General features: G+C 54.4%; 22 protein-coding genes and 1 pseudogene. 14 read left to right on the forward strand and 9 right to left on the reverse strand.

The genetic code is table 11. From position 1 onward, the window contains the following. From ACGYKA_RS15135 to ACGYKA_RS15155, 5 genes are all read left to right on the forward strand, one after another. On the forward strand, positions 1-225 hold a 225-nt coding region (locus tag ACGYKA_RS15135; RefSeq protein WP_394439114.1), incomplete at its 5' end, for a transposase domain-containing protein. 284 nt (positions 226-509) lie between these two features. After that, positions 510-998: an acyloxyacyl hydrolase gene (locus ACGYKA_RS15140; protein WP_271690157.1), complete on the forward strand. Its 489-nt coding sequence runs from the start codon at positions 510-512 to the stop codon at positions 996-998. A gap of 927 nt (positions 999-1,925) precedes the next feature. Next, a complete protein-coding gene (locus ACGYKA_RS15145; RefSeq protein ID WP_271690156.1) occupies positions 1,926-2,756 on the forward strand; it encodes a hypothetical protein in 831 nt (276 codons plus the stop codon). A gap of 228 nt (positions 2,757-2,984) precedes the next feature. Then, positions 2,985-3,284, forward strand: coding sequence for a hypothetical protein (locus ACGYKA_RS15150; RefSeq protein WP_271690155.1), 300 nt, complete (start codon positions 2,985-2,987; stop codon positions 3,282-3,284). An 85-nt stretch (positions 3,285-3,369) separates the two neighbouring features. Then, positions 3,370-3,639: a hypothetical protein gene (locus tag ACGYKA_RS15155; RefSeq protein ID WP_271690154.1), complete on the forward strand. Its 270-nt coding sequence runs from the start codon at positions 3,370-3,372 to the stop codon at positions 3,637-3,639. A 908-nt stretch (positions 3,640-4,547) separates the two neighbouring features. Here ACGYKA_RS15155 and ACGYKA_RS15160 read toward each other — a convergent pair. After that, positions 4,548-4,721, reverse strand: a complete 174-nt coding sequence (locus ACGYKA_RS15160; RefSeq protein WP_394388883.1) for a ribbon-helix-helix protein, CopG family — start codon at positions 4,719-4,721, stop codon at positions 4,548-4,550. A gap of 111 nt (positions 4,722-4,832) precedes the next feature. On the opposite strand from ACGYKA_RS15160, the gene ACGYKA_RS15165 reads away from it, so the two are divergent. The 3 genes from ACGYKA_RS15165 to ACGYKA_RS15175 all read left to right on the forward strand — a co-directional run bounded on the left by ACGYKA_RS15165 (position 4,833) and on the right by ACGYKA_RS15175 (position 6,635). Further along, entirely contained in the window at positions 4,833-5,318 is a 486-nt protein-coding gene (locus ACGYKA_RS15165) for a hypothetical protein (protein ID WP_271690153.1), read from the forward strand. Positions 5,319-5,434: 116 nt separating this feature from the next. Next, positions 5,435-6,388 carry a hypothetical protein gene (locus ACGYKA_RS15170; RefSeq protein ID WP_271690152.1) on the forward strand — a complete coding sequence of 318 codons (954 nt, stop codon included), beginning with the start codon at positions 5,435-5,437 and terminating at the stop codon, positions 6,386-6,388. Continuing rightward, positions 6,342-6,635, forward strand: a complete 294-nt coding sequence (locus ACGYKA_RS15175) for a transposase (protein WP_271690151.1) — start codon at positions 6,342-6,344, stop codon at positions 6,633-6,635. The genes ACGYKA_RS15170 and ACGYKA_RS15175 overlap by 47 nt, the downstream gene beginning before the upstream one ends. 37 nt (positions 6,636-6,672) lie before the next feature. Here the strand turns inward: ACGYKA_RS15175 and ACGYKA_RS15180 are convergent, their stop codons facing one another. Then, on the reverse strand, positions 6,673-7,875 hold the full coding sequence (locus tag ACGYKA_RS15180; protein ID WP_209219848.1) for an IS256 family transposase: 1,203 nt from the start codon (positions 7,873-7,875) through the stop codon (positions 6,673-6,675). Positions 7,876-8,159: 284 nt separating this feature from the next. After that, entirely contained in the window at positions 8,160-8,900 is a 741-nt protein-coding gene (locus ACGYKA_RS15185; RefSeq protein WP_271690150.1) for a ZIP family metal transporter, read from the reverse strand. A 437-nt stretch (positions 8,901-9,337) separates the two neighbouring features. On the opposite strand from ACGYKA_RS15185, the gene ACGYKA_RS15190 reads away from it, so the two are divergent. Next, the gene (locus ACGYKA_RS15190; protein WP_271690149.1) at positions 9,338-9,637 is read left to right on the forward strand and encodes a hypothetical protein; all 300 of its coding nucleotides are present in this window, start codon (positions 9,338-9,340) and stop codon (positions 9,635-9,637) included. Positions 9,638-11,107: 1,470 nt separating this feature from the next. Here ACGYKA_RS15190 and repC read toward each other — a convergent pair. The 3 genes from repC to repA all read right to left on the reverse strand — a co-directional run bounded on the left by repC (position 11,108) and on the right by repA (position 14,879). Next, complete coding sequence (gene repC / locus ACGYKA_RS15195) at positions 11,108-12,415, reverse strand: plasmid replication protein RepC (protein ID WP_271690148.1); 1,308 nt, start codon at positions 12,413-12,415, stop codon at positions 11,108-11,110. A gap of 288 nt (positions 12,416-12,703) precedes the next feature. After that, complete coding sequence (repB, locus tag ACGYKA_RS15200; protein ID WP_271690147.1) at positions 12,704-13,660, reverse strand: plasmid partitioning protein RepB; 957 nt, start codon at positions 13,658-13,660, stop codon at positions 12,704-12,706. Continuing rightward, positions 13,650-14,879: a plasmid partitioning protein RepA gene (gene repA, locus ACGYKA_RS15205; RefSeq protein ID WP_271690146.1), complete on the reverse strand. Its 1,230-nt coding sequence runs from the start codon at positions 14,877-14,879 to the stop codon at positions 13,650-13,652. Before repA ends, repB begins: the two co-directional genes overlap by 11 nt. Before the next feature lie 314 nt (positions 14,880-15,193). Here repA and ACGYKA_RS15210 point away from each other — a divergent pair, with 314 nt between their 5' ends. The 4 genes and pseudogenes from ACGYKA_RS15210 to ACGYKA_RS15225 all read left to right on the forward strand — a co-directional run bounded on the left by ACGYKA_RS15210 (position 15,194) and on the right by ACGYKA_RS15225 (position 17,459). Next, complete coding sequence (locus ACGYKA_RS15210; RefSeq protein WP_271690145.1) at positions 15,194-15,466, forward strand: hypothetical protein; 273 nt, start codon at positions 15,194-15,196, stop codon at positions 15,464-15,466. Positions 15,467-16,050: 584 nt separating this feature from the next. Further along, positions 16,051-16,172: pseudogene (locus ACGYKA_RS15215) on the forward strand (IS3 family transposase); the annotation flags it as partial. Positions 16,173-16,578: 406 nt separating this feature from the next. Continuing rightward, positions 16,579-17,163: a hypothetical protein gene (locus ACGYKA_RS15220; protein ID WP_276155216.1), complete on the forward strand. Its 585-nt coding sequence runs from the start codon at positions 16,579-16,581 to the stop codon at positions 17,161-17,163. A gap of 23 nt (positions 17,164-17,186) precedes the next feature. Then, positions 17,187-17,459, forward strand: coding sequence for a hypothetical protein (locus ACGYKA_RS15225; protein WP_271690143.1), 273 nt, complete (start codon positions 17,187-17,189; stop codon positions 17,457-17,459). 435 nt (positions 17,460-17,894) lie between these two features. Here the strand turns inward: ACGYKA_RS15225 and ACGYKA_RS15230 are convergent, their stop codons facing one another. Further along, a complete protein-coding gene (locus ACGYKA_RS15230; RefSeq protein WP_271690142.1) occupies positions 17,895-20,021 on the reverse strand; it encodes a polysaccharide biosynthesis tyrosine autokinase in 2,127 nt (708 codons plus the stop codon). 602 nt (positions 20,022-20,623) lie between these two features. Between ACGYKA_RS15230 and ACGYKA_RS15235 the strand changes: the two genes are divergently transcribed. Continuing rightward, positions 20,624-21,922, forward strand: coding sequence for a glycosyltransferase family 4 protein (locus tag ACGYKA_RS15235; RefSeq protein ID WP_271690141.1), 1,299 nt, complete (start codon positions 20,624-20,626; stop codon positions 21,920-21,922). A 36-nt stretch (positions 21,923-21,958) separates the two neighbouring features. Here ACGYKA_RS15235 and ACGYKA_RS15240 read toward each other — a convergent pair whose 3' ends face one another. Continuing rightward, positions 21,959-22,474, reverse strand: coding sequence for a transcription termination/antitermination protein NusG (locus tag ACGYKA_RS15240; protein ID WP_271690140.1), 516 nt, complete (start codon positions 22,472-22,474; stop codon positions 21,959-21,961). Between the two features lie 236 nt (positions 22,475-22,710). Further along, on the reverse strand, positions 22,711-24,054 hold the full coding sequence (locus tag ACGYKA_RS15245; RefSeq protein WP_300056789.1) for a polysaccharide biosynthesis/export family protein: 1,344 nt from the start codon (positions 24,052-24,054) through the stop codon (positions 22,711-22,713). Positions 24,055-24,561: the final 507 nt, after the last annotated feature.

A 24,561-nucleotide genomic window follows, 5' to 3' on the forward strand; every position in this document is an offset into this window, starting at 1 on the left:
AACCTGATCCGCCCAATTGCATTGACGCGAAAGAATGCGCTTTTTGCCGGTCACGACGAAGGTGGCCACGCCTGGGGCCGCATCGCATCTCTCATAGCGACTGCGAAGGTCAATGATGTCGAACCGTTCGCATATCTCAAAGCGACGCTTGAAGCGATTGCAGCAGGCCATCCGGCCAATCGAATCGACGACCTTCTTCCGTGGAATTTCCAGCCGTCAAGCTGATCTCAAGTGCCGCGTAGCCGCCGCTTACGCTCAAAGGCTGGCGGGAAGATTTGAGTAAAGAGAGGCATGGCCCGCTGAAGTGGAGAAGCTCAACGTCGATGCATTTGATCAAGGCTCTCTGTGTAACAACGCCAGTCAGCTTCCCGTCACAGCAGCGGGGACATAAAGTGTCGCACACAAACAACTATATCTAGGTCTTTGTACGAAGCGCACAGGTTTATCTATATCATCGAGCTACTTATCCGTAGCTGTCGCCTTGCACCCCTTCGAACCTAGGCCCTTTCATGCAGCATCTGACCACCGCCCTATTCTTTGTGCTTTCGACGTCTGCTGCATACAGCGGCGAAGTGGTACTGGGCTTGGGCGTGGACGACGTGCTCGATCATACCGACACTTCAGCCCCTGCTGTTGTCGCGGAGTATCACTTTTCGCCCTTCTTTGAAGGGCGCCAAGCCGATTATTCTTATGCGGTATCGGCACAGTTCGACAACGATCGGGACATCTTCATTGGCGCAGGGCTATCTGCTCAATGGAGATTGATCGATAGCCCTTGGTTCATTGAAGGCAGCTTCATGCCGGGACTTTATACCAAAGGCACCAATGGGACGCCCCTCAATGGGAAAGTACAGTTCCGCACGCTGATCGGACTGGGGTACGAACTGAATGATACCAGCCGCGTATCATTGGCACTCGACCACAAATCCAACGCCCGCCTTAGAAGCCCGAACCCCGGATCAGAAACCTTAGCGATCCGCTATCATCATAGCTTTTAACGTAGCGGGGTCTCAGCCCTTGCCTGTAAATCCAAGCCCCGTTCTTTAGCCACGCCGCTTTACGTGGCACATTCTCCGTAGCGCTTAACCACGCTTCACAGCCCACCATGAGATCTTGTCTGACGTCGCATCGCCAGCTTGAGAACGCCGCACTTATGGGTGCAACGGTCGTTTGGGTTCAATGTAAAGCGATACCGATCAGGAATATGGGCGCGGGTAAGAAACAACCGGGCATTCAACCCATTCCGCTGCGATTAGTTGGCAAAGTACTGTTCCCAGAGGCACGGTGCGCACAGAAGTACAACGAGAGCAACGCATTACCGAGCGGAGCAAGCAATCCAACGGATTGACAAAAAATCGACGGCGGTCATGTAGCGTCCTCGGGTCCCGTCTCGCGCGCAGCGATCGGCAGACCAAAATAGCGATCGGCGGCGCAAACACTCGATCTCCATCATTCATCGACGGGCGGCATTGAACTTCCATGCTGGCGACCTGCGGCCATTCGGTCTTGGCCTGCAGACGAGCCATGTTTGGCAAGACCCCAAGTGTCGGAAGCGATGCTACATCCATGCATAAGCTGCGTCATCCGAGCAGGAGCCCCGCACGCTATGCGTTCAAACATTCTCTGCGCGGCTCCCTCCCCCAACCCGACGAGCTGACCCTGCCCGCCCAGAGTGTTCGGGTTCCCCATATCCTTACTAAAGAATGACACGGGGGGCGTGGCTCGCGCTTTGCGGCCGCATTCACCACTTTTAAAGTCTCCATTTATAAACAGAGACTTAGATGACCTCCGCCAAGGTTATCCACATTAATTAGGGCCCCAAAATTTGCGCCATGCAGATCCGGCGCGCATCTTCGCCTTACCAAGGGCGCCCTACAGCGCTTTCACCGCAAACGCCAAATTGGCAACAAGAAAGAAGAACGACAATGCAGAAACTCAACATGCTCGCCACCGGCGAAAACCTCTCTGATATCAAAGCCGCGGCAAAAAAGGCGGCAGCCCAGGGCGTCACCACCAAGGCCGCAGCGCTTGCCGAAGCGGCCGCCAAACACGGCGCTGCCAGTTGGACCGAGCTCAAATCCCGCGGCTGGTCGCTCGACGAGGACGGCGATATCGGCGCGGCTGCGGCCTGCGAGGTGCCGGGGAGTAACGTCAAAATCCAGGCCTACTCCGCCCTCATTGATCTCGACGACGAATATATCGATCTCGATGAAACTTGGAGTGTGAACGTCAGTCTTTCGACGCGCTACACGCCTTACCTCTACGTGAGCTTCGTCCCCGCTTATGAAGGCTCCAACTTCGATCTGAGCCCGGAGCAGAAAGCGGCCTTCGAGAAAGCCATTGAGACCGGGTCAAAGGCCGATGCCATCGTGGCCCAGGCCGCGCTGATCGAAGATGTGATGTGGTGGTTTGAAAAATATTGGCTTGATGCGACCACCAAAGATATCTGCAATCTGCAGCGCCTCGAGCTGGGCATCAAAGATGAAGACCTCTTTTGGCGCCGCCCGGATATTGACGAAGATGAGCAGTGTATCGCGGTCTATGACGCCGGTGACGGCGAAATGCTGGTGTGCATCGAAGGGTCCAATCTTATTGAAGAGGAAAAGGCCCCCTACGGCTACATTACTTACAAAGAGTACAATGACGTTCCGGACACGCCGGACGATTATGCCAAGATGGAAGAGGCCTTTCTGGTCGCGGCGGGCATCCAGGCCCCCTTTGCGGGCAGCCGCTCGCATATGGATCAGCCCTGGTAAACAGGGGCTTTCTACGCTCCTGCCGCGCCCCCTGCCCCCGCTCTTTCTTTTTAGGCAGAGAGGGGTTTGCCCCAAGCCCCCCCTGCCCCGATGCATCAGCACTGCGCGCACAGACCGTGACGTTATCCACATAAGAAGCCCCCTCCAAACCTATTCATCTCAAAAACAGCGCGTAGCTCCCCCCTAGAGACCCCAATAAGGAGCCGGCGCACATCGCCGAACATGCCTATGCCCGATCAGATCAAACCCAAACGCCGCCGTTCAAAAGCGGAACGCCAGGAGAGCGCCGCGACCTCCCGCACCTATGATGCGAAGAAACGCGCACAGGGCCTGGTGCGCACCAGTCACTGGGTGGCCAAAGACGACCTTGCTGCCGTCAAATCCTTCGTTGCCACCCGCGCGCAGCTGCGGGCCGACCGCCTGGCGCAGACACAGGCTTTTGCGCAGCTTGAAGCCTTGAAGCCCTTCAAAAAGCCCCCGCGCACCCCAAAACACGATCCCCGCCAGGCAAGCTTCGATTTCGACTAGGAACGCCCGGCACCTTCTCCGAGAACAGTCTCACCGCCTGCACCCATGCCATAATTTGCCCGTATTCCCTTAATAAGGGGACTAAATGACCCAGATCGAAGCGATCAACAGCAGCACCGTGAACCCGCGCCCCCCTCTTGGGCGCAGGCTGCGCATCGGTCTCTCAGGGGGGCTCTTGGCGCTCACGGTGTTTCTCGCCGGAAATCACTTGGCCGCTTTAGACAAAGCCTCTGCCATGAAGTCTTCCCGTGCTCCCGCTAAAACGCCTATTCCAAACCCGGATCTGAGCGGCACGACGCAACTGGCCAACCTCGTTTGCACCGATGAGGGCGTGTTCCCTCAATACGCTCCCTGAGGGTCCCGCTTAGTTCCGAGATCCGTCCCTCCCGTGGCCAATCCCAGCACCGGGCATAACGTGTCAGCTCAGCACGGACATTCGTGCCACTGCAAAGCTGGGCGCACTCAGCGAGACCAAGATGCCAGACGAAGGGGAAAGATGCGCCCCACCCCCTCGGATCTGTGCACATCGTTGGGGGGTATTCACAACGGAACCAGAAGGCAGCATTCCGCGACCGGAAACAGCATAACTGTACACTAACCCCCCTAATTGACGGCGTTTGTGTACAGTTAGCATATCTCAATGGCTCAGATCGCAGCCCCGTTTTAAGCGAAACCATGTCAGGGGCCGCAGATCCGGATGCAGAGCACCACCGGTTTATGGGCGGCTTGAGAGACGGTCCCGATTTTTGCTGACAAAACAATGCGCGCGCGAACCATCAGGAGTTGCGTCATCAAGCGCAGGTCATGAATACCTGCGCAAGCCGTCTTCAGTGGCATTGGGTACCGAATTATTCTGCGCGTAGAGGTGCTCAACGATGCCGGGTCTTTGAAAGTACCGGTCAGTGAACGCGCCGGCTAGCTTTTAAGCGTCGATTATTGTGAGAGCTGGTTGGTCATCAACTGCCCCCGAAGCTCGGCGGCCCCTGGTTGGGAGTGCTCGTGAGATGCACCTCAAACCCAAAGCGATTACTTGATATCATGTAATCGTCCCGTCTATCGTCTTGCCTGTCTCGGGGAAGCGTCAGCGACATGGGCCCTCGCCCCCAAGAGGCTACGCCGGTTAGAAGCTACGCATCATTGGCCAAAAGGCGAGGCGCGTTTGATCATCTTTCAACACCCCTCCAGCAGGCCGTGCTGATGTCACCTCTCAGGTCAGCGCTGACAGCAGCGCTCTCGTCAGCACCCATCCCATAAACCGCGAAGTTATCGATCCCGCCTCCCCGCAGCCCATTCCTCCAAGATACGTCGGATCAATTCCGGCCGCGTGGGCAGATCCTCCTCCGCCCGGCGCGCTTCATCAAGAGCCTCTATCAGCGCTGTCGGCATCCGGACCATAACAGGAGCGGTGTCCGTTTTGGGTCTTCCACGTGATTTCATGATATTACTTATTGACAGATTGATTTCTTAGTATCATATATAAGCGCACGGGCGACGGAGGCGCAACTCCAACGCCCGTGCTAACCAAACTCTGACGACGAGGACATCAGCATGGCTGCTAAACCATCTACCACCCTTTCCCGCGCGACTGAACCGCTCAATAGCTTGATCCGGCTCGATCGGCTGGAATTCCGCAAGCTCTTGGACCTCTATTTTGAAGCCCTGCGGGCGGACTGGGTGTATCACGAGACCCGGCAAAAGGTCGGCGCCAAGGCAGCGACAGATCAAGGGCATGCTGCGGCTTCAGCCTGGAGCGCCTGCACAATGTCGCTTCTCCTCCTGCAGGACATGCGCACCGTCGATCCCGATCTCCGCGCGGCCGTCGAAGTGTTGCTCAAAACTTGTCCCGGTGAGATGCCAAGCAGCGGTGACCTCATGCGCTGCGGGACTGAAATGCTCGCACTCGCAAACAAACACAAACGCAGTGGTTCAGACGTGCTCCCGCTTCTTGATGAGACCTTTTGCTTGCTTGAAGCCCACCACGGCAATCAAGCACTGATGTCAGCGCAGCAGGCTGCCCGTTCCGGAGCGGCTTGATCCGAGCGCCTTGATTGGTGGGGCACTCGAGGCCCCCACCCCCAACTTCACGCATCTTCGCACACCGGGCGCTACGCTCTGTGCCATTGGTCATGTCTTTTTCTTAGGAGCTCTTTATGCCGCTTAGCCAATTCACTTATCCATTTCCCATCGATGGGAAGTTCCAGCTGATTTTCCAGGGCGCCCGTCCCGCACATTGGCAGGAGGCTGCGACGCAGAAGGGTTTTGAGTTGATCGGCCGCGCTAAAGATCGATTGCACGTCGTACTCGGCTGCACAGTCTGCGGGGCCCCTACCCTGAAACGCATCAGCGTTGTCCTTGGCCACAATCCCGAATGCCCGCATTGTATCCAAGCCCGGCGGGCCGCGGCTGCCCGGGCCATTGGAGCCGAGCTAATCGGGGCCGACCCCAAAGGTAATCGCCACTACGGCCTGTTCCGGTTTGTCTGCGGCCACACCGATCGGCGTCAGTATCATCGCATCGAAGCCGCTGCAGCAGGCGGGCACCAAGCTAGCTGTTCTGAATGCATCGAAGACCGTTACGCAGAAGAGGCGCAATGCCATGATTGGCAATTGATCGGCCCTGCGGTACGCAAGGGGCCTAATTATCGAAACTACCAACACGCCTGCGGTCATTGCCAGGAGGTCGCAGTCGTCAATATGCGCAACGGTGATCTGGATTGCGCAGGCTGCGGCGAAACATGGGCCTCCAAGCCGAGCGAGATCTATATCCTTGCATTCACGGTTCCGAACCTATCCGTCATCAAACTCGGCTACAGCAGCAACTCAACATTCCGCATGCGACAAGTCCAATGTGATCCGGATCTGACGCGCGGCTTTCTCCTGCGCAAGATCGACATCAAGACTGGCCACCGTGCAATCTGCATTGAGAAAGCCCTGCATAGCCATATCCGTCGCAACCGCCCCGATCTCATCGTGCCGCCAGAGCTGTTCCGTGACCACATCCGCACAACCAGCGAAGTCTATCATCGGCACGGAAAACCATATATCGAAGCACTCCTAGATGCCGTCGAAAGCGGGTGGGACCCGCGCGCTCAGAGTGCTCATTGAGTATTGTGCAAGCGTTGGCCTTGAGAACTATGCGTCCGGCCACCGCCGATGGTCGGATACCACAAAGGCACAGGCGGTGGCGGACACGCTTGAGGTCGGTGCAACGGTGAACGCTATCGCTGAGCGATATGGCGTCCTTCCGATCCAACTGTCGCCGTGGCGTCGACAGGCCAAGCAAAGAAAGCTGTTGCTACCCGCGCCAAAGGCTGCTGAGCCGCTTCGGATCATGCCCCATAGCGTGGTGTAACTCGCGGCTGGCCGGGCGCTTTCGACGGCCGAGCTGATCAGTCCGTCTGAGTTGCAGGCAGGCTGATGATGGGATCATCGCAGACCGGTGCCAAGGTTTCCAGCGTCATGTATCGCGCACGCTGCACAGTCCATTCTTCGGTCTGCTCCATGAGGATGGCGCCGACGAGGCGACGTATGGCAGCCTCATTTGGAAAGATCCCGACGACGTCTGTCCTGCGCTTGATCTCGCCGTTCAAACGTTCAATCGGATTCGTCGAATGCAACTTCGTCCGATGCTGTTGGGGAAAGGTCATGTAGGCGAGCACGTCTTCCTCGGCATCATCCATCAGCCCAGAGAGCCTAGGCAGCTTGGACCGCATCTGGTCGGCGACGTTGCGCCATTGGACTTTCGCCGCCGCATGGTCTGGCTGTGCAAAAGCGGTTGCGATAAAGGCGGAGACGACGCGTCGGCTGCTCTTGCCTGCATGCGCAAGAGCGTTCCTCTGGAAATGCACCCGACAACGCTGCCAGCTCGTGTTCAGCACGCGTGCGACTGAGGCCTTGATGCCTTCATGGGCATCACTGATGACCAGCTTCACACCACATAGCCCGCGCCGCACCAGATCGCGCAGAAACTCCGTCCAGAAGGTTTCGGCCTCGGACGGGCCGATGGACATGCCCAGCACCTCTCTGCGGCCGTCTGTATTGACGCCGACGGCGATGGTGACGGCAACGGAGACGATACGCCCGCCCTGGCGGACCTTGAGATAAGTCGCATCGATCCAAAGGTAGGGCCATTCGCCGTCAATTGGACGGGTAAGGAAGGCATCGACCCGCTCGTCGATCTCCTCGCACAGGCGGCTAACCTGGCTCTTCGAGATGCCGGTCCCACCCATCGCCTGGACGAGATCGTCCATAGAACGGGTTGAGACGCCATGGACATAAGCTTCTTGGATAACCGCGCTCAACGCCTTCTCTGTCGCCCGCCGCGGCTCCAGGAAAGAAGGAAAATAGCTGCCGGTGCGCAGCTTCGGAATCCGCAGTTCCACGTTCCCGGCTCGCGTCTGCCAATCGCGTTCGCGGTAGCCGTTTCTCTGCGCCTTCCGCTCCGACGTCTTCTGATGATAGTCGGCCCCGGTTTTTGCGCCGACCTCCAGTTCCATCAGCCTTTCGGCGGCAAAACCGATCATATCTCGAAGAAGATCGGCATCCGCGCTCTTCTCGACAAGCTCTTTCAGGTCCATCATGGGTTTGGTCATCGGGGTCTTCCTTCGGTTCAGGTTGATGTTCGCAACCCGACCTTACCGAAAATTCACCGATGACCACCGCGCCTTTGATGACGTCCTACGGCGCCTCATGAAGGGCGCGGACGCCACCAAAAGCGCTACCAGAAGTTACACCTCTCCCTGGGACAGGACCCCGCTTCGCGCTCTACAGATGATCGGAAGAGCCCACATACACTATTCTCCGCTCGGTACGATCCAAGTCCTAGGAACCGATTTGGCACGCGGTCTACTGCATGAATGACCGTGGCTTCCTTTGATCAGAACGCTCGTAGCATGAGTTCAAATAAAAGCATTCCAGCAATCGACATTGTTACAGCGCTGGCGATCATTGGGCTTGCGGCGTTTTCCAATGCTTCAGGGATTAATTCGGACAGTGTCATCCAAATCATCGCGCCGGCAGCAAGGCCCAATCCAACGGGTAGGAAAGGCGTAAAGAAGGTAACAAACATGAAGGAGGGTACAGCCAAGGTCGGCTGAGGCAAGCTTGAGAAAACGCTCCAGCCCATTGCCTGCCAGACCCTGGCGCCCCTTGGTACCAGTACAAGCGCTATGGCAAGACCCTCTGGGATATTGTGAACGGCGATGGCGGCAGTAATGAACTCGCCCAAATTGTCTTCACCTGCGAAGGCTACTCCGACGCCCACACCCTCAGCAGCAGAATGCAAAGTCATTATTCCGACAATCATGAGCATCTTAATGGCATCTGCGCCCTTGATGGCCCCAATGTGGAAGTCTTCTTTGCGCTCGATGAGCTTGTGACTGAGCGCGATGAACAGCAAACCTCCAACCAATCCGAAGATGGTGCGAATAGGACCTAAGTCAGCTCCTTCCTGGAGCAGACTGAAGCTGGCTGCGATCATCAGACCTGCCGCGATGCCATTGCAAACTGAGACGGCTTTGGGCGTCATACTGCGCCAGATCAGAAATGGCAAAGGACCAAGCCCCGTTGCGAGCGCCGTGACAATTGCAGCAACAAATACAGCGAAGACGGGATCCATGATACGCCTTGATCTCAACAGAAGTGTTTGCCCGTAGGAGCCCGCTCAGTACCAGCTAACCCTGAAACCTGCCCTAGTACTTTAGAATGATTCTAAAGGATGGGGAAGCATATTTTCATATAACGAAGAACGAGACCCGTTAGGTATTCTGAGACGAGTACAGTTTGAGTTTATATCAAACAATCTTTCGCAAATGCAGCTTCTTGGCCCCTACCCTGTGATAAGGAGACCTAGAAGTGTTCGATCGATACGTTGATTTTTCCGAACAATTTGACAATAACGCAAGGCAAGGATTCTGCGGAGTCGCTGTTTCTCGGGCATGCGAACATCATGATCCGCGCCGAGCCTAGACTATTGGGGGGCCGAGGAACAGATGCTTTATCCTAGCATTGGACGGATTGAAACTCGGCAGTGTCTGACGGAGGGGTACTACTCTGATGGCCACCCCGCAGACATCAGAACCGATTGAAATCTCGATCACTGAAGCGCTCGCGCAGTCCTACCGACGACTCCCAGCTTCTCCGCCTCAAGCATATGGCACGTTTTTTGAGAAGCCGCAGATCGCCTATCTTTACACGACTCGTTTCCTGCTACGGCAGCTTCGAAATTGCGGCTGTGTATGGAGCGATAGGCGTAGCGTGTGCATCGGTGCTGAACTGACCGCCTCACATAGCGAAATGCTGGACTGGATTGTCATATTGATGGAACGCAACCCGACAAACGGCGCACGACAATGATGACCTGCAGGTGTAAGAACCTATCACTGGGTAGATACTCTCTTGGACCAAAAGCCCTGACAACATCGCAGAATGGGTGAGCTGATTGATGAAAGATTGTGGCGGTGTGCACAACATCGGAGGTAAGGAGGGGAGTCCTACGGTGCATCAGCTCCTCCTGCGAAAAGCTTATCCAAAGCCTTCCTTAACTTTGGTTCCTCTGGTTCCGATTGAGGATCAAGTATGGCTCTATGTTCTGCAGTCCTTTCGGTTGGCACCGTTGTGTCCCAATAGACGTGGAAGCCAGTGACGGGATAACCCCCTCCGCCGGCTTAGTTATTATAGCCCGCAACCCATGGTCTCCTAAGAAGTAATCAAACTGCCAGGTCCCTGCCCCTAATCAGCATACATGCAAAACAACTAGCTTCCTAGTGCAGCCGAAGCTGCAAGGAATCCGCGAAGTCACGATGAAAACCCGGCTCGCTACTGACGATCAATATCGACAACGCCAGGAACCCTAAGGGTGCATTTTAGTTTGCCATGTGCTCGCGGAAACCATCGCTTAGCAGTTGGATGAGCTCGATAAGATAGGATTGCGCGAAGGCATTTTTAGCTAATGTCACATCTGTATTCTGACTTTTTCCCGGAGCCTTCGCGGGCGGACCATTGCGGCAGGCGCAACAGCGGTCGATCGTAGAAGTCTAATTCAGCAATGATTGTGCATTAAAATAGCTTGAAGCCCTTCTCATTTCGGAGTGAGGCTTATGTATGTGCCTCATTAGACAGTTGTCGCTGAAGATGTCGTGCACACTACGATTTGGGCCGGATGAAATAACCGCAGTTTTATTTTAACTTTGATCAGCAGGTGCTTTCTGTATTGGCCGGGACACAGTGAAGGGTTTGTATGCCTCTGACATATTCCTTCGGCCACGGTAGGCTTGAAAACTCCATTGCAGATAGCTGTTTCATCTGATGGTGACACTCGCTGTGATCCCGTTTCGAGGAGTCTGAGACGCGCAGCAGGCTCCGCAATAGCGATCTCTAGTCCGCTTATCAACGAACCTATTGAGATGAACACGAATAGTCGGAAGACGTTGGCGCCGTCAATTTGACCAAGGATAAGAAATCCGGTTTCGAATGCCCAGTTTAGCTTGTACCGCGGTACAGATTACTACAAGCGAATTGCGGTCGTACCCCATCAAATGAATTATGCTATCGGTTATGCTCGGCCAGATTGCGGGCTCAGGCGTAGTCAGGTTTCGGACGGTGAAACCACTGTAATCTCACACGTTGAGCTACGTGTACCGCGGTACATGTTTTCGCGCAGCCATATAGTCGAAGATAGGAATCGAACCGTGTCTTCATAAGCATGAACCGGAAAATGCTCGCGCCAGCGTCTGTATGAGCAGCCCTGGGAATCACTATCAGCTATGCATCCTTGGTAATCTGTACCGCGGTACAGGTTTGCTTAGGCAAAGTGCATCTACGTTATCAAGTGCCCGCAACAGGCTTGCCCGCAATGAACCCTGCGATCATAGAGTGGAAGTAAGCTGCGGGTGATTTGATACGCTTCGCATTCTCAGCCAGATATTCCAATGCGCTAATCATATTCGGCCATCCGATTAAGGCTACGCCCTTTGCCAGGACATCACTTTTCAGAGTCAGAAAGGACCCAAAGAGAAAAACCGCTTCCCGAAGGCGCGAGGGAGATTGAATAGCTTCAGGGTAGAAGCTTGCTATAGTGGGACAGCGTTCCCAAACTGCGATGAGGCGTCCATATTCATCGTGCGCTTTCTTATTAGGCTCTATTTTTACAGACTCTACTTGGCGGCTATTTTGACCGTCCCTGGCGGACTCTTTCGGTGTATCCGCAAGGCGGTCCCGGGCACGATTTGCGCGCTCAACTCCGACTTTCCGGCCTGATAAGGGTACTGACCTGGGCGCATCAATCTCTAGGTTCCGTTCGTGTCGAGTACAGGTTGTACAGCGCTCAAGTTCCTGCAGGGCCATTTCTTTAGGCTCAGTTCGTTGTAGCTGGTCGGCGGTAGCCGGGGTAGGGGAAGGGGCTCTGTGGTGAGGCTGAGACGTTTGAATGGTCTCTCCAGACGAAGAGCGGCGTCTTTGAGTGTCATCTTTCAGAGCACGCATCTCGCGAATGAGTGCAGCGACACCCTCGGGCTTCAACGAGGTTCTGCGAAGGATCTTCTTGACCTCAGCGAGGTAATCGATCTGTGCGTCGGTCAACTGCTCAGAAGCACGAAGAAGATCGGCACGAATTGCCAGCGCCTTGGAGCGCATCGAGCGCAGCTCCGAGGCTTGGAGTTCGAGCCTTGCCGCCTCAGCCACCAGCTCGGGGTAGATGCGGAGTAGGGGGGAGAGATCAAAGCCGAAAGCATCTCGAACAACTCCGCCAACCCGGAGCGGGAAGCGCTTTCTGGTGGCGCTGTCCTTGCGCGCGATGAAACCGATTTCGCAGAGCTTCGCGATGTGGCGGCGGAGCACACGATCACTCATGCGATTGGCTCGCAGGCAGATGGATTTGTTCGATGGATAAACCACCAACAAATCATCTGGACTAAGAGCACTCTCAATGCCTGTGTCTCGGTCTCTGCTTGGGAGGAAGCTTAGAAGCGTATCTAACACGAGTATCGAGCTCGGCGTGAGGCCATAGCTTTGGCTGCTATTCTTTACTGCGGTAAGAAGATCGCGGCGCGTGACAGAAGGCCTGGTTCCGGAAAGGGTAGGGGCACAGCTGCTCCGCCCTCCGGCATAAAATGCCGTGGTTTTCGCCTGTTTCATAAATTTTCAGACGGCAAAGAGATACCATTCACCGAAAACGGTGTTGCAATCGATTCTCTGGCAGGGTATCCAAGAGGTGCTTAAATCACTTGGGGCCCTTCGAGACTACGGTTTCGGGGGGTTTCTTTTTGCGCTACGTCTGCCTCCTTTCTTATCTTATTGCTGCCTTAGCTGGATTGGAACTTGACTCTTGTAGAGTCGTTTTATTTGGCGGGTATGGGAGGACATGTACCGCGGTACATGATTTTTCCCAAACGCCAAATAATCTTTAATAAACAATGGTTTATGTTATTCATGCTCTGATTTCCATTGCCAATACAGTTTTTCGGTTTGATCCTGGAGCCATTCAATGAAGGCGGCGTCGGATTTATCCTTTACCCTGATGCTAATGCCCTTAGAGCTGGGCGATAGTTCAACATGGCCTTTTGCAACCGAGCGCTTCTCTAACTTGCTTGACGCCTGCTCAGAACCGCGTTTCAAACCCTGAAGGACAGTGTTGAAACGGCTGCGGCTATCCATCTCCTCGGGCAGGGATTCTACCGTTCTTTTGATCCGGCGGGTCTCCACATGCGCTGTGATCTTTGCCAGCGCGTTCCATTGCCTCCGACCGATGCCATGAGCCGGTCCGATTGCATTGATAAGCTCACTAGGAATCTCTCGAATGACCTTCGCCATCCGACTCACCTCACCTTTCGGAATGTTCAAGGCTCGTTCAATCACTCCTGTCTTCATACCGCTATCGAGCAGTTGAGTGATAAAGGCGGATTTTTCGATGTAGCTATTCTCTAGACGCTCAGCGTTTTCCAGACCTTGGGCAACGACCAAAGTCTCATCGTCCAGCTCCCCTATATAGGCTTTTACCGGAATGCCAAGAATACGACAGGCCGCGATCCGACGCCGACCGTAGACCGGCTCGTATTCGAAGCCGGAACCAGGTGCCGCAGCTCTGAGCAATACGGGGACTTGTTGGCCGGACTCGCGAATGGATTCGACAAGCGTGTCGATTTCCGCGGACACATCGAAGCGGTCCTGATATTTACTCTGACCGATGAGGTTGACGTCGATTTCTTGAATCGTCTGATTCCTCAGATCGTCATATGTTTCTCGAAAGCGTCGGACGGTTGGGCTGCCAGACGTGGGCGCTGCAGTGGTAGTGCTTGGGGTAGGGGAGGGGGCTTCCTGCGTATCCTCACCACCGGACAAAGTCCGCTCAAGACTTGCTGAGAAAATGCCTTTACGCGCCATTGATATCTCTCCCCCACGATTGATGGACAAGACCTTCAAACTCCGTAACGACCCTTGTCACGGAATCCCAAGCACGCTGATAGGTCTGGCGGTTGAAACTTGACGGATCGACTTCCGCAATGGTCTCCGCACTATTCGCCGCATCCGCGATCGCGGCCGACAAATAGAACTCGCTGGCCATTACCGCATCTTCCAGGATGGACCTTAAATAGCTGGCGACCTGAATTTGCGGCTGGTCGGTGGGGTTGTACCTTGTGATCAGGTATTTAATCCAGTCGTAGGGTCGAGCGCCCTGACGCCCCTCCAAAACCGACATCATCTCACCGGCCATCCCGAGGAATGTACCGAGGCTCATGACATCGATGAAGGAGGCCGTGACGGGGACAAGAAGCCCGGAGCTGGCAAAAAGAGATGCTATAACTGCAAAACTCATTTGCGGCGGGCAGTCGACCAAGAACACGTCAAAGTCATCGCGGATGGGCGCGAGTGCCTCCTCTACGCGGACGAAGAACGGGAATTTCTTCTGATCGTTGACTGCGGTCTCATGCTCGAACTCCATGATATGCATATTGGAGGGGATCAGGCTGAGATTGGGGATATGCGTTTCCCGGATCACCTCGCGAATATCGATCCGCTGGGTTCCTTCGGGATCAGAAGCATCAGGGTAGCGGATCGCGTCATAGAGTGTGAGCATGTCCGGCTCACGCTCTGGGATGATCCCGCAAAATTGTGTCGTGCTAGCCTGAGCGTCGAGGTCAATGACTGCCACCCTATAACCACGCAAAGCCAAGGCGGATGCGACGCTGGCGGCGGTAGAGGTTTTTCCAGCGCCACCTTTCAGGTTCACGATACTGACGACCTGAGAGCGCTCGCCATCCTGTCTGCGCGTAATGTTCTTGCTTTCGAGCCGGTCATTCTCGATCAGGAAGTCTCTGATCGCATGGATCTCGGAAGCTTCGAAATAACGACGCGTGCCCCGAAGGAGTGTTCCTTGAGGCAGAGCCGGATTGGTACGTAGGGTGTGTCGCAGGGAGTTTTCGTTCACGCCGATGTAGTGGCACGCCTCCTTGAAAGAAAAAGGCCGCAGGACCTTTTCTTTGTTGGGCTCAAGTAAGCGCTCCCGATGCTGTATAAGCTGACTCGAGATAAGCCCCGCATGCCTGCCTAGGGACGCTGATCCGCTCGTATTCATTTGCCCTGCCTCGTGAATCCGTGTCATCCGGGTTTCTCTCCGTGTAACACATTTTTTCCACAACGCCAGAAAAAATGCGTGACGCGATCAAACGGCGTGGGCCAGTATACTGATTTTCCAAATGATCTAGGAATGTTAACAGATGAACTTGGGGCACGCATAGCCCCCCGCACCCGGTTAGAATCTGCTCATAAGTCTGAAAGGTTTGATATCGTGGCCAAAACCGCATTGCCTTGAAGAATCGGAGCTACAGTGAAAGCTGCGGATTTCTGTCGCCATGAGCCTGCCATACCCGGCTTCACGCGGCGAAGGTCAAGACCATATGATCGGAACGAATCCGTATGATTCACCCATTAAAAACGGAGCAGTTTGATCTGGTCTGGCGGAGTGATGCTCAGATAGCGGGTCTGGAGCGCTATCTTCCAGTGTCACATGACAAGCTTCAGGTCGAGTATCGGCGCGTTTTTGGCGAGATCACTGTCATCATCACAATGCGTGCGTACATTGCTCATGGTGTCTGGCTCTACGCCCGGTTCAATCTGGGCCTGGGCGCGGTTGAAGAGTTGATGCTAGACCGTGGCGTGGACGTTTCGTACGACACGATCCGGCGCTAGACCGTCAAGTTTGGCCCGATGATCGCCCACGTTTGGCGAAGATGGCAGCCGCGTGCCGGCGATGTCTAGCACTTGGACGAAGTCGTCCGTGACGATCTCGAGCCGGTTTTACTGGCACCAGCTTTTTTTATTGAGGGCATCCTTTAATCTAGGTGAGACATGCGCGGCAAAGCAATTTTTTGGTCAAATCGATAGAACGCTAAGGCTTCGTTCCCAAACGGATCATGGCGGACAAGCAAGCTGCGCTCCTAAGGGGCGGCGAAACGCGAAGTCGCACCTGGCCCTAATCATTGGTCTCATGAGGGGCCCAATAACCGGGCTGAAAACAGCCATATCCCTTTCCGAAAACGAGAGCGGGTGATGTAGAGTTTCTGATCGGCGGGTAGTTTTCAACGCTTCATCTCGATGCAATCTGTAACCCGCGATTCCGTTTCCGCACTAGCCCGCCATCGTTCCGCTCTCACCATCCGCTACGATCGGCTAGAAGCATTCAAGACATGGAAACCCGCAGCAGACGTCGCTTGATCAACGATCTGCAAGACAACTTGCAAACTTGGCGCGTTACCGTGACACCACGGTCATAGGAAACCCGGCGACAAGCCGAAACTGCCATCTTTCAATCATCAATGGCTTCTACAATCCGCGCCGACGGCACTCAGCACTCGGCTGGAAAATACCGGTCGTATTTCAAGGGAAGGTATCTTAAACAAGCACTTGGAGCGCCACAAATACGTGACAGGTACGACCCTCGTACGTAAGTCCTGCATTGTGAACGGACCGCCTCATTCAGGTCCGGGCGCCAACTTCTGGGCAAACTGTTCAATAACTCATCATAACAGCTCTGCTCTGGGGAATAATCTTGTAAATGGACGTTAGCCATTCTACACTTAAGCTAAGAGCATGAAATCCAATTGAGCGGAAATGGTATGTCGAAAAGAATTTTAGTGATCTCTTCAGTTGTAGCATCCATTGGGTCGGTGGGCTTAGCGCAAAGTGACGCAGTTCTTGCGCCTCAGCCGTCGCTACTCAGTCCCAGTACTCAGTTGGCATTTCCGACGGTTGCGGGCGCGCCCTCTGCGGTCGCACCTAGGTCAGGAAGCGGCTTTGTTGGTTTGACTTATGCCACGCCCAGAGGCGGAGTATCTGGAGCAGGGGGCGACGGAGACCTCGTCGCAGGTTATAGTATCGGAAGCCCCCTCGAAAATCTTAGCCTAACATTCGGTTTGGCCTTAACCGGGCTGGAGCCATTGGGTGATGCGGGCTCGCTAAGCCTTTCCGCCTCTCGTTTGGCGCATGTTGGCGGAAACTCTGCAACTTTTGTCGGTGCGACAGTTTCGAACCTTGCAGCTTGGGGCGTGAATTCGAACCGGTCCGAGCAGTTTACCGTTTATGCATCGCACATCTTAGCTATTGAAAAGGGAAGTGTAGAAGTTCCGCTTCAGTTTGTGGTTGGGTACGGTACAGACAATACACGGGACACAGATGGTGTCGGGATCGAAGATGGTGCTTTTGCTGGCGTTGGCGTCGGGATCACTCAGAATATGAGCGCAAGCATGTCCTTCACCGAAACTCAGCTCAATCTCGGTGCGTCATTCAACATTCCCGATTCGACTATCAGCACATCTCTTAGTCTTTTAGACGTGACAGACAACACCGACCGCCAGCAGGTGACGTTGTCAGTCGCCTACGGGTTTTGAAGTTCTGAAAAAGGGTTAAGTCTATGATGAAAAAGTTTTTGATGTCTGCTGCTATCTCTCTGTCTCTCGCTAGTAGTGCGTTTGCGGGCGATACCGTGACGATCACAGCGCCCGGTGGTGCTGGACAAACAGTTGGGCCCGGCGTGATTGCAGCCGCAATAACACGCGCGACGGGCTTGCCGGTCAGTAGCGTTTCAAACATGACCCCAGGCGGCGACATTACTGTTGTCGCAGGCGGTAATACTTATGTTGTGACGTCGGGCTTCATTGCCATGTTGTTGGCCTATTACTCGTGACGCCTAATAAAAGCTAAGGGCTGCAACAAAGCGCTCCTTGGTTGGCCAAGTGTTACAGAACCTTCCTCCGCTCGGTCAGCACCTCAAGCAGAGGAAGGTACCAATAATGAAGATCAACTGGCGCTCTTCTTCATTGTGTGCCGGACCTCTCGATCCGCTAAAGAGAATTGCAGAGCAAGCGTCTTATCCCTTCGAACATCTCGGCGGTGACGCTCTGTGGAACACCTCCAAACGAAGTGCGTGATCAGGCGCCTGCCCTTAAACAGGCCATGCCGAACATTACCCAAATGCCGATTCTGTATAATTGCATGCAGGTTCGATCTGAGATTAATGCGTCAACGAACGGAAACTGGGTAACCTCGCACGTCTCTTTCGCTTCAGACGCATAGCCTGTCCAGAGTGATGCCTCATTCTTCGAAAGCTCGGATCCGCATATCAGTTGGTATAGTATCCAGCGTAAGCCCCATAGCTGTCGCCGTAGCCATAACGCTTCAACTTACTCCGGTCTATCTGGCTGAGAATTAAGCCGCTTGGCTTAAGATTGACACTCTCCAACGACCTTAAGCCATCCAGTACTTGGCGGTGAGTAGCACTGTCCCATTTTACGGAATATATAATTGCATCTGCCAACTGACCCAGCACGCGTGCGTCCGGGACTGCGAGGACGGGTGGTGAGTCGATAATGATATGATCATAATGGTTCCGCAATTCGTTGATGAATTCGCCAAACGTTCTCGAAGAAAACAGATCAGCTGCATTCACCCGTGACTTTTCTCCGTAAAGAATGTCTGCATTCAAGGCTTCATCGTGCACTATAGCATCATTTAAAGAGACGTCCCCGGACATTACAGATAGGAACCCGTTAGGATGATCGTGGGAAAAATACTCTGAAAGTACCCTGCGCCGGATGTCCCCTTCAATTAGTAGTACTTTTGCACCCAGTCCGGCGAAGTTCTGCGCTAGGGCGATTGACTGGGTTGTCTTCCCTTCGCCTGGCACCGAAGACGTCGACATGATAACCTTAGGTGGCGTGTCAAGGTTCGCAAGTAGGATTGACGTTCTAAGGTTCCGCACTGCCTCAGCCGCTGCTGAATTCGGCTTTTGCGTCAGATACTCTAGAACGCTCCTGCGTGCTTTCACAGAGATGTTAGGGATTTGACCAATCACCGTATACCCCGTTTTGGCTTCGAGGTCTTCTGGGGTACGGAAGGTATTTTGAGCCATTTCGCGCAGCAACACTGCGGCGGCACCGATCATTAGCCCAAGAATAAGAGAAAGCGCGAGTATACGTGACTTTCGCGGCGCGGATGGGGCAGGGGGGACTACAGCCCGGCTTAGAAGGCGGCTATCAGCCTGCTGAATGCCCTGCTGAATGCTCGTTTCTTTTAATCGACTCAAAAACGCCTCGTAAAGAAGGCGGCTGGCCTCAACTTCGCGCTGCAATTGCTCCAATGTCACCAATTCTTCTGATTGATTGTCGATGCGTGATGTGACGTCAGCGATCGACGCTTCAATGGCGGTTAGCTGAGACCGCGCACGGGCCGCTTCGAGTTCAGCCTGGGCGATGAGTGCTTCTCTTCGCGAACTAAAAGCCTCACGGCCGCCCTCACGTCCTTCTTTTAACCGCGACAAAGCCTGATCCAGAAGTGTGTCCTGAGCAACTTCGGCGAAGACGTTTGGATCACCCGCTTCTGCAGCATTCCGCAATCTTTCTAACTGCGTCGCAGTTGCCTCCGCTTGGGCTGCGAGCGTCAAACGCCGATCCCTAAGGTCTTTCACTTGCCGGTTAAGCGCTGCGAGTGCATCTGCATTGATAAGATCAGTATTTGTGGAGAAATTCTTCAGTTCCGCTTGAGCCGATTCCAATTCTACCTGCAGTCCACTAACTCTTTCACTGAGCCAAGCTGTAGCCGCTTCTGTCTTCTCAAACTTCACAGAAATTTGGTTCTCAATATAGAGTTCAGCCAGCCGGTTGGCGATCAAGGCCGATTTGGCCGGATCTTGCGTTGTTGCTGTTATCTCAAAAACGAAACTCTGGCGCAGGTTAGAGACAGAGAGGGCGTCAAGAACTGCGTTGATGGTCCTGTCGAGCGTGGTTCTTTCGGAAACCAAAAAAGAAGGCTCTTGGGCACCAAAGATACCTCGCACAGCTCCAACAATCACGCCAATTGAAAACCGAGGGTTGGGCTGGAGAGCACTGTTGAACTCTGGATCGTTTAGCAAATCTAAGTCTAACACCAATGTCTCGATCAATTCGCGCGAACGGAGAACCTCGACTTCGGTGTTGATCGTCGATTGATCGCCGCCCAGCCCTGTAACCACACTCTCAATATCCATCACCTGCTCCTGCCGGCTCTCAAGAGCTACGGCAGACTTAGCAGTGTAGACTGGGACCGCGATCCCATAGCCATAAAAACCTCCAAGACACAGCGCAAGAAATCCACACAGGGCGATCCACAACTTGCCTCGCCAAAGAGTTTGCAGCAGATTGCCGAGGTCAATTTCATCGCCGTCGGTAGCTTCGTTATGGGGGTGCCCAGAAGCACTGGAGAACTGTTTCATGCTGTCTATTGGTAACCGATATCAACTCTGTTGGCGTCTCCTAACCCCAAACACTTTCCAATGCCACCTTCTATTAAGACCCGAGCGCGACCTCGCCTTGTGGGCGCATCTGAAGCCCAGATTTTGGGGAAGATGAGGCTTGCATGGGGGCGTTCTGGCTCGTTCTCGCCACATTTGTATGCAGCGTCTAGGATCCTGCTCTTATGGCTCTCCGGCTAATTCAAATATGTATTGATGTACAATCACAGGATGATTATATTTCCTACCTTTCCCATACAGTGCTACAGGCGTGAATCCGCTTGGACAGACTTGTCAGGCGGCGCGGCAAATGGCAATTAGCGCGTGCCGCGACAACAATGTTGGGAATTTAGCATGCGACGGGCCAACGCTTCCGGCAGTATGGCGTCAGGCTTTGGTGTGAGGACACCTGCAAGGTTGATTTCTACGTACGGACCGAGGAGTTAGGAGTTCAGCATGAAAGCCTATCTATGCAAGCCCCTTGTAGCTTCTCCTGCAGCCGCTAGAATGCGTCATAGTTTATTGTTTTTTCCCGGGGCACTTATTCTTTGTGCCAATGTTTGTAGTTCCTAGGTTCTCTTCTGATGTACGATTTACTGATATTCGGTGTTGCCTTTTTCATTAGTGTGGCATTGAGCACACTTTTTATTGCGCGGCCGAATCTTCTTATGTCGCCTGAGCACATGCTCCGCGATCTTTCTGCACCGCAGGCCCAACATACATGTCCAACCCCGCGTGTTGGGGGTATTGGGGTCATTTTGGGCCTTAGTGTTGGCTGTGTGTTCTATACCAATGACATAGGGCGCGACCTTCTTTTTGCCCTTGCGGCAGGTGCAGTTGTGTTCTTTGCCGGGCTACTCGAAGATATTTACCGGAATGTTAGTCCCCGTAATCGGCTTTTTGCAGCCTTTATTTCCGCAGCTCTTGCCATCGGCGTCACCGGGTCTCTTGTGCCTGACTTAGGTCTAACCGAGGGTGCGTTGTTGGAATGGGTTGTTCCTGCCATTGTGATCACCCTGCTTTGGTCTGCCGGCACGTGCCACGCATTAAATTTGGTGGACGGGTTAAACGGTCTTTCAGCGCTTTATTCTATGGCAGCCTCCATAGGCTTTATTGCGATTGCGGGTCACACTGGGGATACTGATATCCAGCTTGTAGCGGGGCTCCTGGCGGCTTCGATTTTCGGTTTTTTTATCTTGAACTGGCCCTTCGGGCGCATTTTCCTGGGTGACGCGGGGGCTTACGGTATCGGCCATATTATAGCGTGGCTTGGGATTGTTCTTGTTGCCCGGAACCCCTCTGTGGCGGGCATGGCGGTTTTGCTGTTACTCTTTTGGCCGGTTTGCGACACGCTTCTCTCGATCGTAAGGCGGCGTGCGAAACGGCGCGCAACGGGCCAACCGGATCGGCTGCATTTTCACCATATCGCCGTACGAACAGTCGCAATGTTAAAGGGTCGCCGGGGGCGGTTCGATAACCCCATTGCAAGTTTACTTCTTGCGCCTCTTTTCTCGACCCCGATCGCAGTTGGAGTACTGTTGTGGGATCAACCCATCCTGGCAACTATTGCGCTAGTAGGCTTTATCCTTCTGTTCGCGGTGACTTACATGGCGGCAGTAAGATTTTTCCCTGCTCGCCGCTTCCGTCGGGCCCGCTATTTCGGGGTTGGATCACTTGGCAAGAAACGGTCAAGACTTCAGGTGTCACCGTTGTCTGGTACCTATGTTCGGGAGAGCGAAGTTCTAAATGTGCAGATTTTTCGGGAGTCTGGCGCAGCCGATTGGACGCTGCAGGCTTTCTCCGTGAACAATGACAACGTAGCTTACGAGGGCACATTCCAGACGGATGTTGAAGCCCACAATCGGTTTCTCAAGAAAGCCTAACGAGTTGCATCTATGAGCTCGCGGCCGATGATATCGCTAGCCTAGCTTGCTGACCTGACTGCGGTGCAGCGATGTCCGGACATCGCGCCCCATTAGGTCTAGCAAAACGCCGACCCTCTCAGAATCTGGGAGCTGGTCAACTTGCGTGATAAAATCCGCAAAAGGGCCTGACAGGATCCGGATCTGTTCCCCGATTTCAAGATCATCAGCGGATTTTACAAGTTCATCGGGACGACAGCGGGCCTGAAGGCCGGCGATGAGGCTTTGCGGCAGCGGGCGGGGGCGGCGTGGATCCTGCAAGATAAGCCGCGCAATCCCGCGGGTGTTGTTAATAGCAGTCCAGCCAGGGGCGGCTGGATCGAACTGAACAAAAAGATAACCTGGAAATAGAGGTTGGCGCTTTTGTATGAGGCAACCTCGATGCTGTCGGGTACCCACACGCTCGGGGGAAAAACTTTCAAACCGTTGACGACGCAGATGGACGCGGGCTTGCGCAAGTCCATTCGGGCGCAGTTGCGCTACGAACCAGCCCATTTTAGGCGCATCCGACATTCTTGGTCCTTTATTCGCAAGTACCATGGGTGGGCAACATGAACAGAGCGCGGTCATCGATAACCGAATATCGACTGTCCTAACTTACGCGGAGCGTGAATGGAATGTTGTCTTGCGAGGCTCCCCCTGATTGGGCAAACTCTTGCTGCCTTAACATGGATAGGGGGAGACCCAGCCAGTCCCCCACCTACAGCTCATCTTCCAGCCCCGTCAGAGAGGCGCATAGCAGAATACCGTTAATTTACGGAGCTGGCGACGCTGGTCAACAAGGATGGGGTGATCTGAGTGATGACGCGGCTCCACCGGGTGACGGGCTGTTCTGCAACGAAGATAACATCGTTGGGCCGCAGCTCCATGCGGGTGGCTAGGATAAGTTCCGCTGCATTTTTGGCATTCAGATTAAAAGCGGTCACCGCTTCGCTGGTGTCCGGCGATCCTCGCAAGACATAAATTTGCGTTGGGTTGCCAGTTTGCGTATCGAATCCGCCATGGGAATAGAGCGCGTCGGCCAGCGATGCCGTTCGGCCGAAGGGCAAGGTGAACCGGCCCGGTTGGCTCACCTCACCAGTTAGGTAGGCATAGTCGCGGGCAATAGCATCATTGTCCAGTTGTGCCTCGAAGTTTGACCGGCTTTCTTCGAGCGCAGCTCGACGCAGGTTCACTTCCGCTTGAAGTTCCGCAAGGGCTTGTACGCGTGCCTGCTGACGGAACTGGCGTAGCGTGATCTGTTCTGCAAAATAAGCTTGCGCGCGATCTAGCTGATATTCGGTATCGACGAAAATACTGTCACCAGCGACAAGCCGTGTTTTTTGCAGGTCGGGAGACTCCAAATAGGTTTCCAGCGGAATCTGATAGAGATCGCCTTTGCGGTAGAGACGAATGGAGGCATATTCTAGATCAGGTGTTTGGATGCCGCCGGCTGTTGCGATCGCTTGGTCCAGCGTGAGGGGGGTGAGGGTGATCGGAATGACTGCCGCGGTTCCGACCGCACCGCCGATGGAGACTCGTTTTGAGTTGAATTCAGCAATTTCGAGGCTGAAGGAGGGGTCAATTTGAGCTTCCAGAAGGCGTTGGAACAGAGCGGCTTCAGCGTCCTCGAGAGTCAAACCAGCAACAGTGACCCGCCCGACATCCGGGATCGCAATCGCGCCGTCATCTTGAACGGTATAGCCTTGGCGTCGGTTCTGTGCGGCTAATAGACCACTGAGTTCTTCTACTGTGCTACCCCCACTTCGCGAGGCGAGCAGGAGCACATCGCCTACGCCAATCTCATATGTGGTGCTTGGGGGTGTCTTGGGAACGCGCAAGGCCAGGTCGGCAGGGCGGGTTTGGAGCTCTGAGACAGGTGCGGGGGTGGCACCGGCTCCGCGCATCGCGCCCGCGCCGCCAGCGTTTTGGAAAAATGCAGCTGGGAGCTCTTTTGGCACGTAGGCGGCACTGTTCGCCGCCGTCACTGTATCCGATGTCAAACGCACGATGCGCACCTTGCCTTCTTCTTCAGAGACGGTAGGCGAAACATAGGCCACACCGCATCCCGTGGCGAAGGACAAAAGTGAGATAGCAATCAAATGTTTAAACATGGACAAACCTTTGGCTCGGCGAGCGACATATGCTATTTTGTTGGAACAGTGACCAGCGTCTGAACGCTTTTCACCGGAGCCTGCTGGGGCAGACTCTCGAAATTCGAGTTGCGCTTAGCATTCCCATACAGGCGGCAGGATACAACCCACCCGGCTCGGCGTAGTCGCTTGTTTCTTCCTTTATGCCGTTTTTGCAACAGGTTTCTGAGTACTCCATGCCGCGGTGAGTTGTAATGCAAAAAGCGGCAGGCATAGTGGATTTAGCCGTTCCGGGATGGGCCGACGAAGCCGCGTATCCTGACCTGGAGGCTTATCCCAAAGATCTCTTTCCTGGCTCCTTGTGCATGCTAGATCAACCAGTGCCAATCAAGGCACATGGGGCACAAGCCAGCAGAAACCGCTTGAATCGGCGATTATAAGCCCGTCGGAGGCCCATGCGAATTAGATGTGGCCTATCGGCCGCAGTGCAGCTAACTCGAGCTTCAAGAACCTCAAAGTCGGCCTCGA

The sequence above is a fragment of the Sulfitobacter sp. 1A15106 genome, from assembly GCF_043556995.1.
Lineage (GTDB): Bacteria > Pseudomonadota > Alphaproteobacteria > Rhodobacterales > Rhodobacteraceae > Sulfitobacter > Sulfitobacter faviae.

What these genes read in the sequence shown, in the direction of transcription:
- ACGYKA_RS15185 (WP_271690150.1), bottom strand. Translation starts at nt 8,900, where the DNA reads ATGGATCCCGTCTTCGCTGTATTTGTTGCTGCAATTGTCACGGCGCTC.
- ACGYKA_RS15155 (WP_271690154.1), top strand. Translation starts at nt 3,370, where the DNA reads ATGACCCAGATCGAAGCGATCAACAGCAGCACCGTGAACCCGCGCCCC.
- ACGYKA_RS15180 (WP_209219848.1), bottom strand. Translation starts at nt 7,875, where the DNA reads ATGACCAAACCCATGATGGACCTGAAAGAGCTTGTCGAGAAGAGCGCG.
- ACGYKA_RS15225 (WP_271690143.1), top strand. Translation starts at nt 17,187, where the DNA reads ATGATGAAAAAGTTTTTGATGTCTGCTGCTATCTCTCTGTCTCTCGCT.
- ACGYKA_RS15235 (WP_271690141.1), top strand. Translation starts at nt 20,624, where the DNA reads ATGTACGATTTACTGATATTCGGTGTTGCCTTTTTCATTAGTGTGGCA.
- ACGYKA_RS15210 (WP_271690145.1), top strand. Translation starts at nt 15,194, where the DNA reads ATGATTCACCCATTAAAAACGGAGCAGTTTGATCTGGTCTGGCGGAGT.
- repA (WP_271690146.1), bottom strand. Translation starts at nt 14,879, where the DNA reads ATGACACGGATTCACGAGGCAGGGCAAATGAATACGAGCGGATCAGCG.
- ACGYKA_RS15190 (WP_271690149.1), top strand. Translation starts at nt 9,338, where the DNA reads ATGGCCACCCCGCAGACATCAGAACCGATTGAAATCTCGATCACTGAA.
- ACGYKA_RS15150 (WP_271690155.1), top strand. Translation starts at nt 2,985, where the DNA reads ATGCCCGATCAGATCAAACCCAAACGCCGCCGTTCAAAAGCGGAACGC.
- ACGYKA_RS15240 (WP_271690140.1), bottom strand. Translation starts at nt 22,474, where the DNA reads ATGTCGGATGCGCCTAAAATGGGCTGGTTCGTAGCGCAACTGCGCCCG.
- ACGYKA_RS15160 (WP_394388883.1), bottom strand. Translation starts at nt 4,721, where the DNA reads ATGAAATCACGTGGAAGACCCAAAACGGACACCGCTCCTGTTATGGTC.
- repC (WP_271690148.1), bottom strand. Translation starts at nt 12,415, where the DNA reads ATGAAACAGGCGAAAACCACGGCATTTTATGCCGGAGGGCGGAGCAGC.
- ACGYKA_RS15140 (WP_271690157.1), top strand. Translation starts at nt 510, where the DNA reads ATGCAGCATCTGACCACCGCCCTATTCTTTGTGCTTTCGACGTCTGCT.
- ACGYKA_RS15230 (WP_271690142.1), bottom strand. Translation starts at nt 20,021, where the DNA reads ATGAAACAGTTCTCCAGTGCTTCTGGGCACCCCCATAACGAAGCTACC.
- repB (WP_271690147.1), bottom strand. Translation starts at nt 13,660, where the DNA reads ATGGCGCGTAAAGGCATTTTCTCAGCAAGTCTTGAGCGGACTTTGTCC.
- ACGYKA_RS15245 (WP_300056789.1), bottom strand. Translation starts at nt 24,054, where the DNA reads ATGTTTAAACATTTGATTGCTATCTCACTTTTGTCCTTCGCCACGGGA.
- ACGYKA_RS15170 (WP_271690152.1), top strand. Translation starts at nt 5,435, where the DNA reads ATGCCGCTTAGCCAATTCACTTATCCATTTCCCATCGATGGGAAGTTC.
- ACGYKA_RS15145 (WP_271690156.1), top strand. Translation starts at nt 1,926, where the DNA reads ATGCAGAAACTCAACATGCTCGCCACCGGCGAAAACCTCTCTGATATC.
- ACGYKA_RS15175 (WP_271690151.1), top strand. Translation starts at nt 6,342, where the DNA reads ATGCCGTCGAAAGCGGGTGGGACCCGCGCGCTCAGAGTGCTCATTGAG.
- ACGYKA_RS15165 (WP_271690153.1), top strand. Translation starts at nt 4,833, where the DNA reads ATGGCTGCTAAACCATCTACCACCCTTTCCCGCGCGACTGAACCGCTC.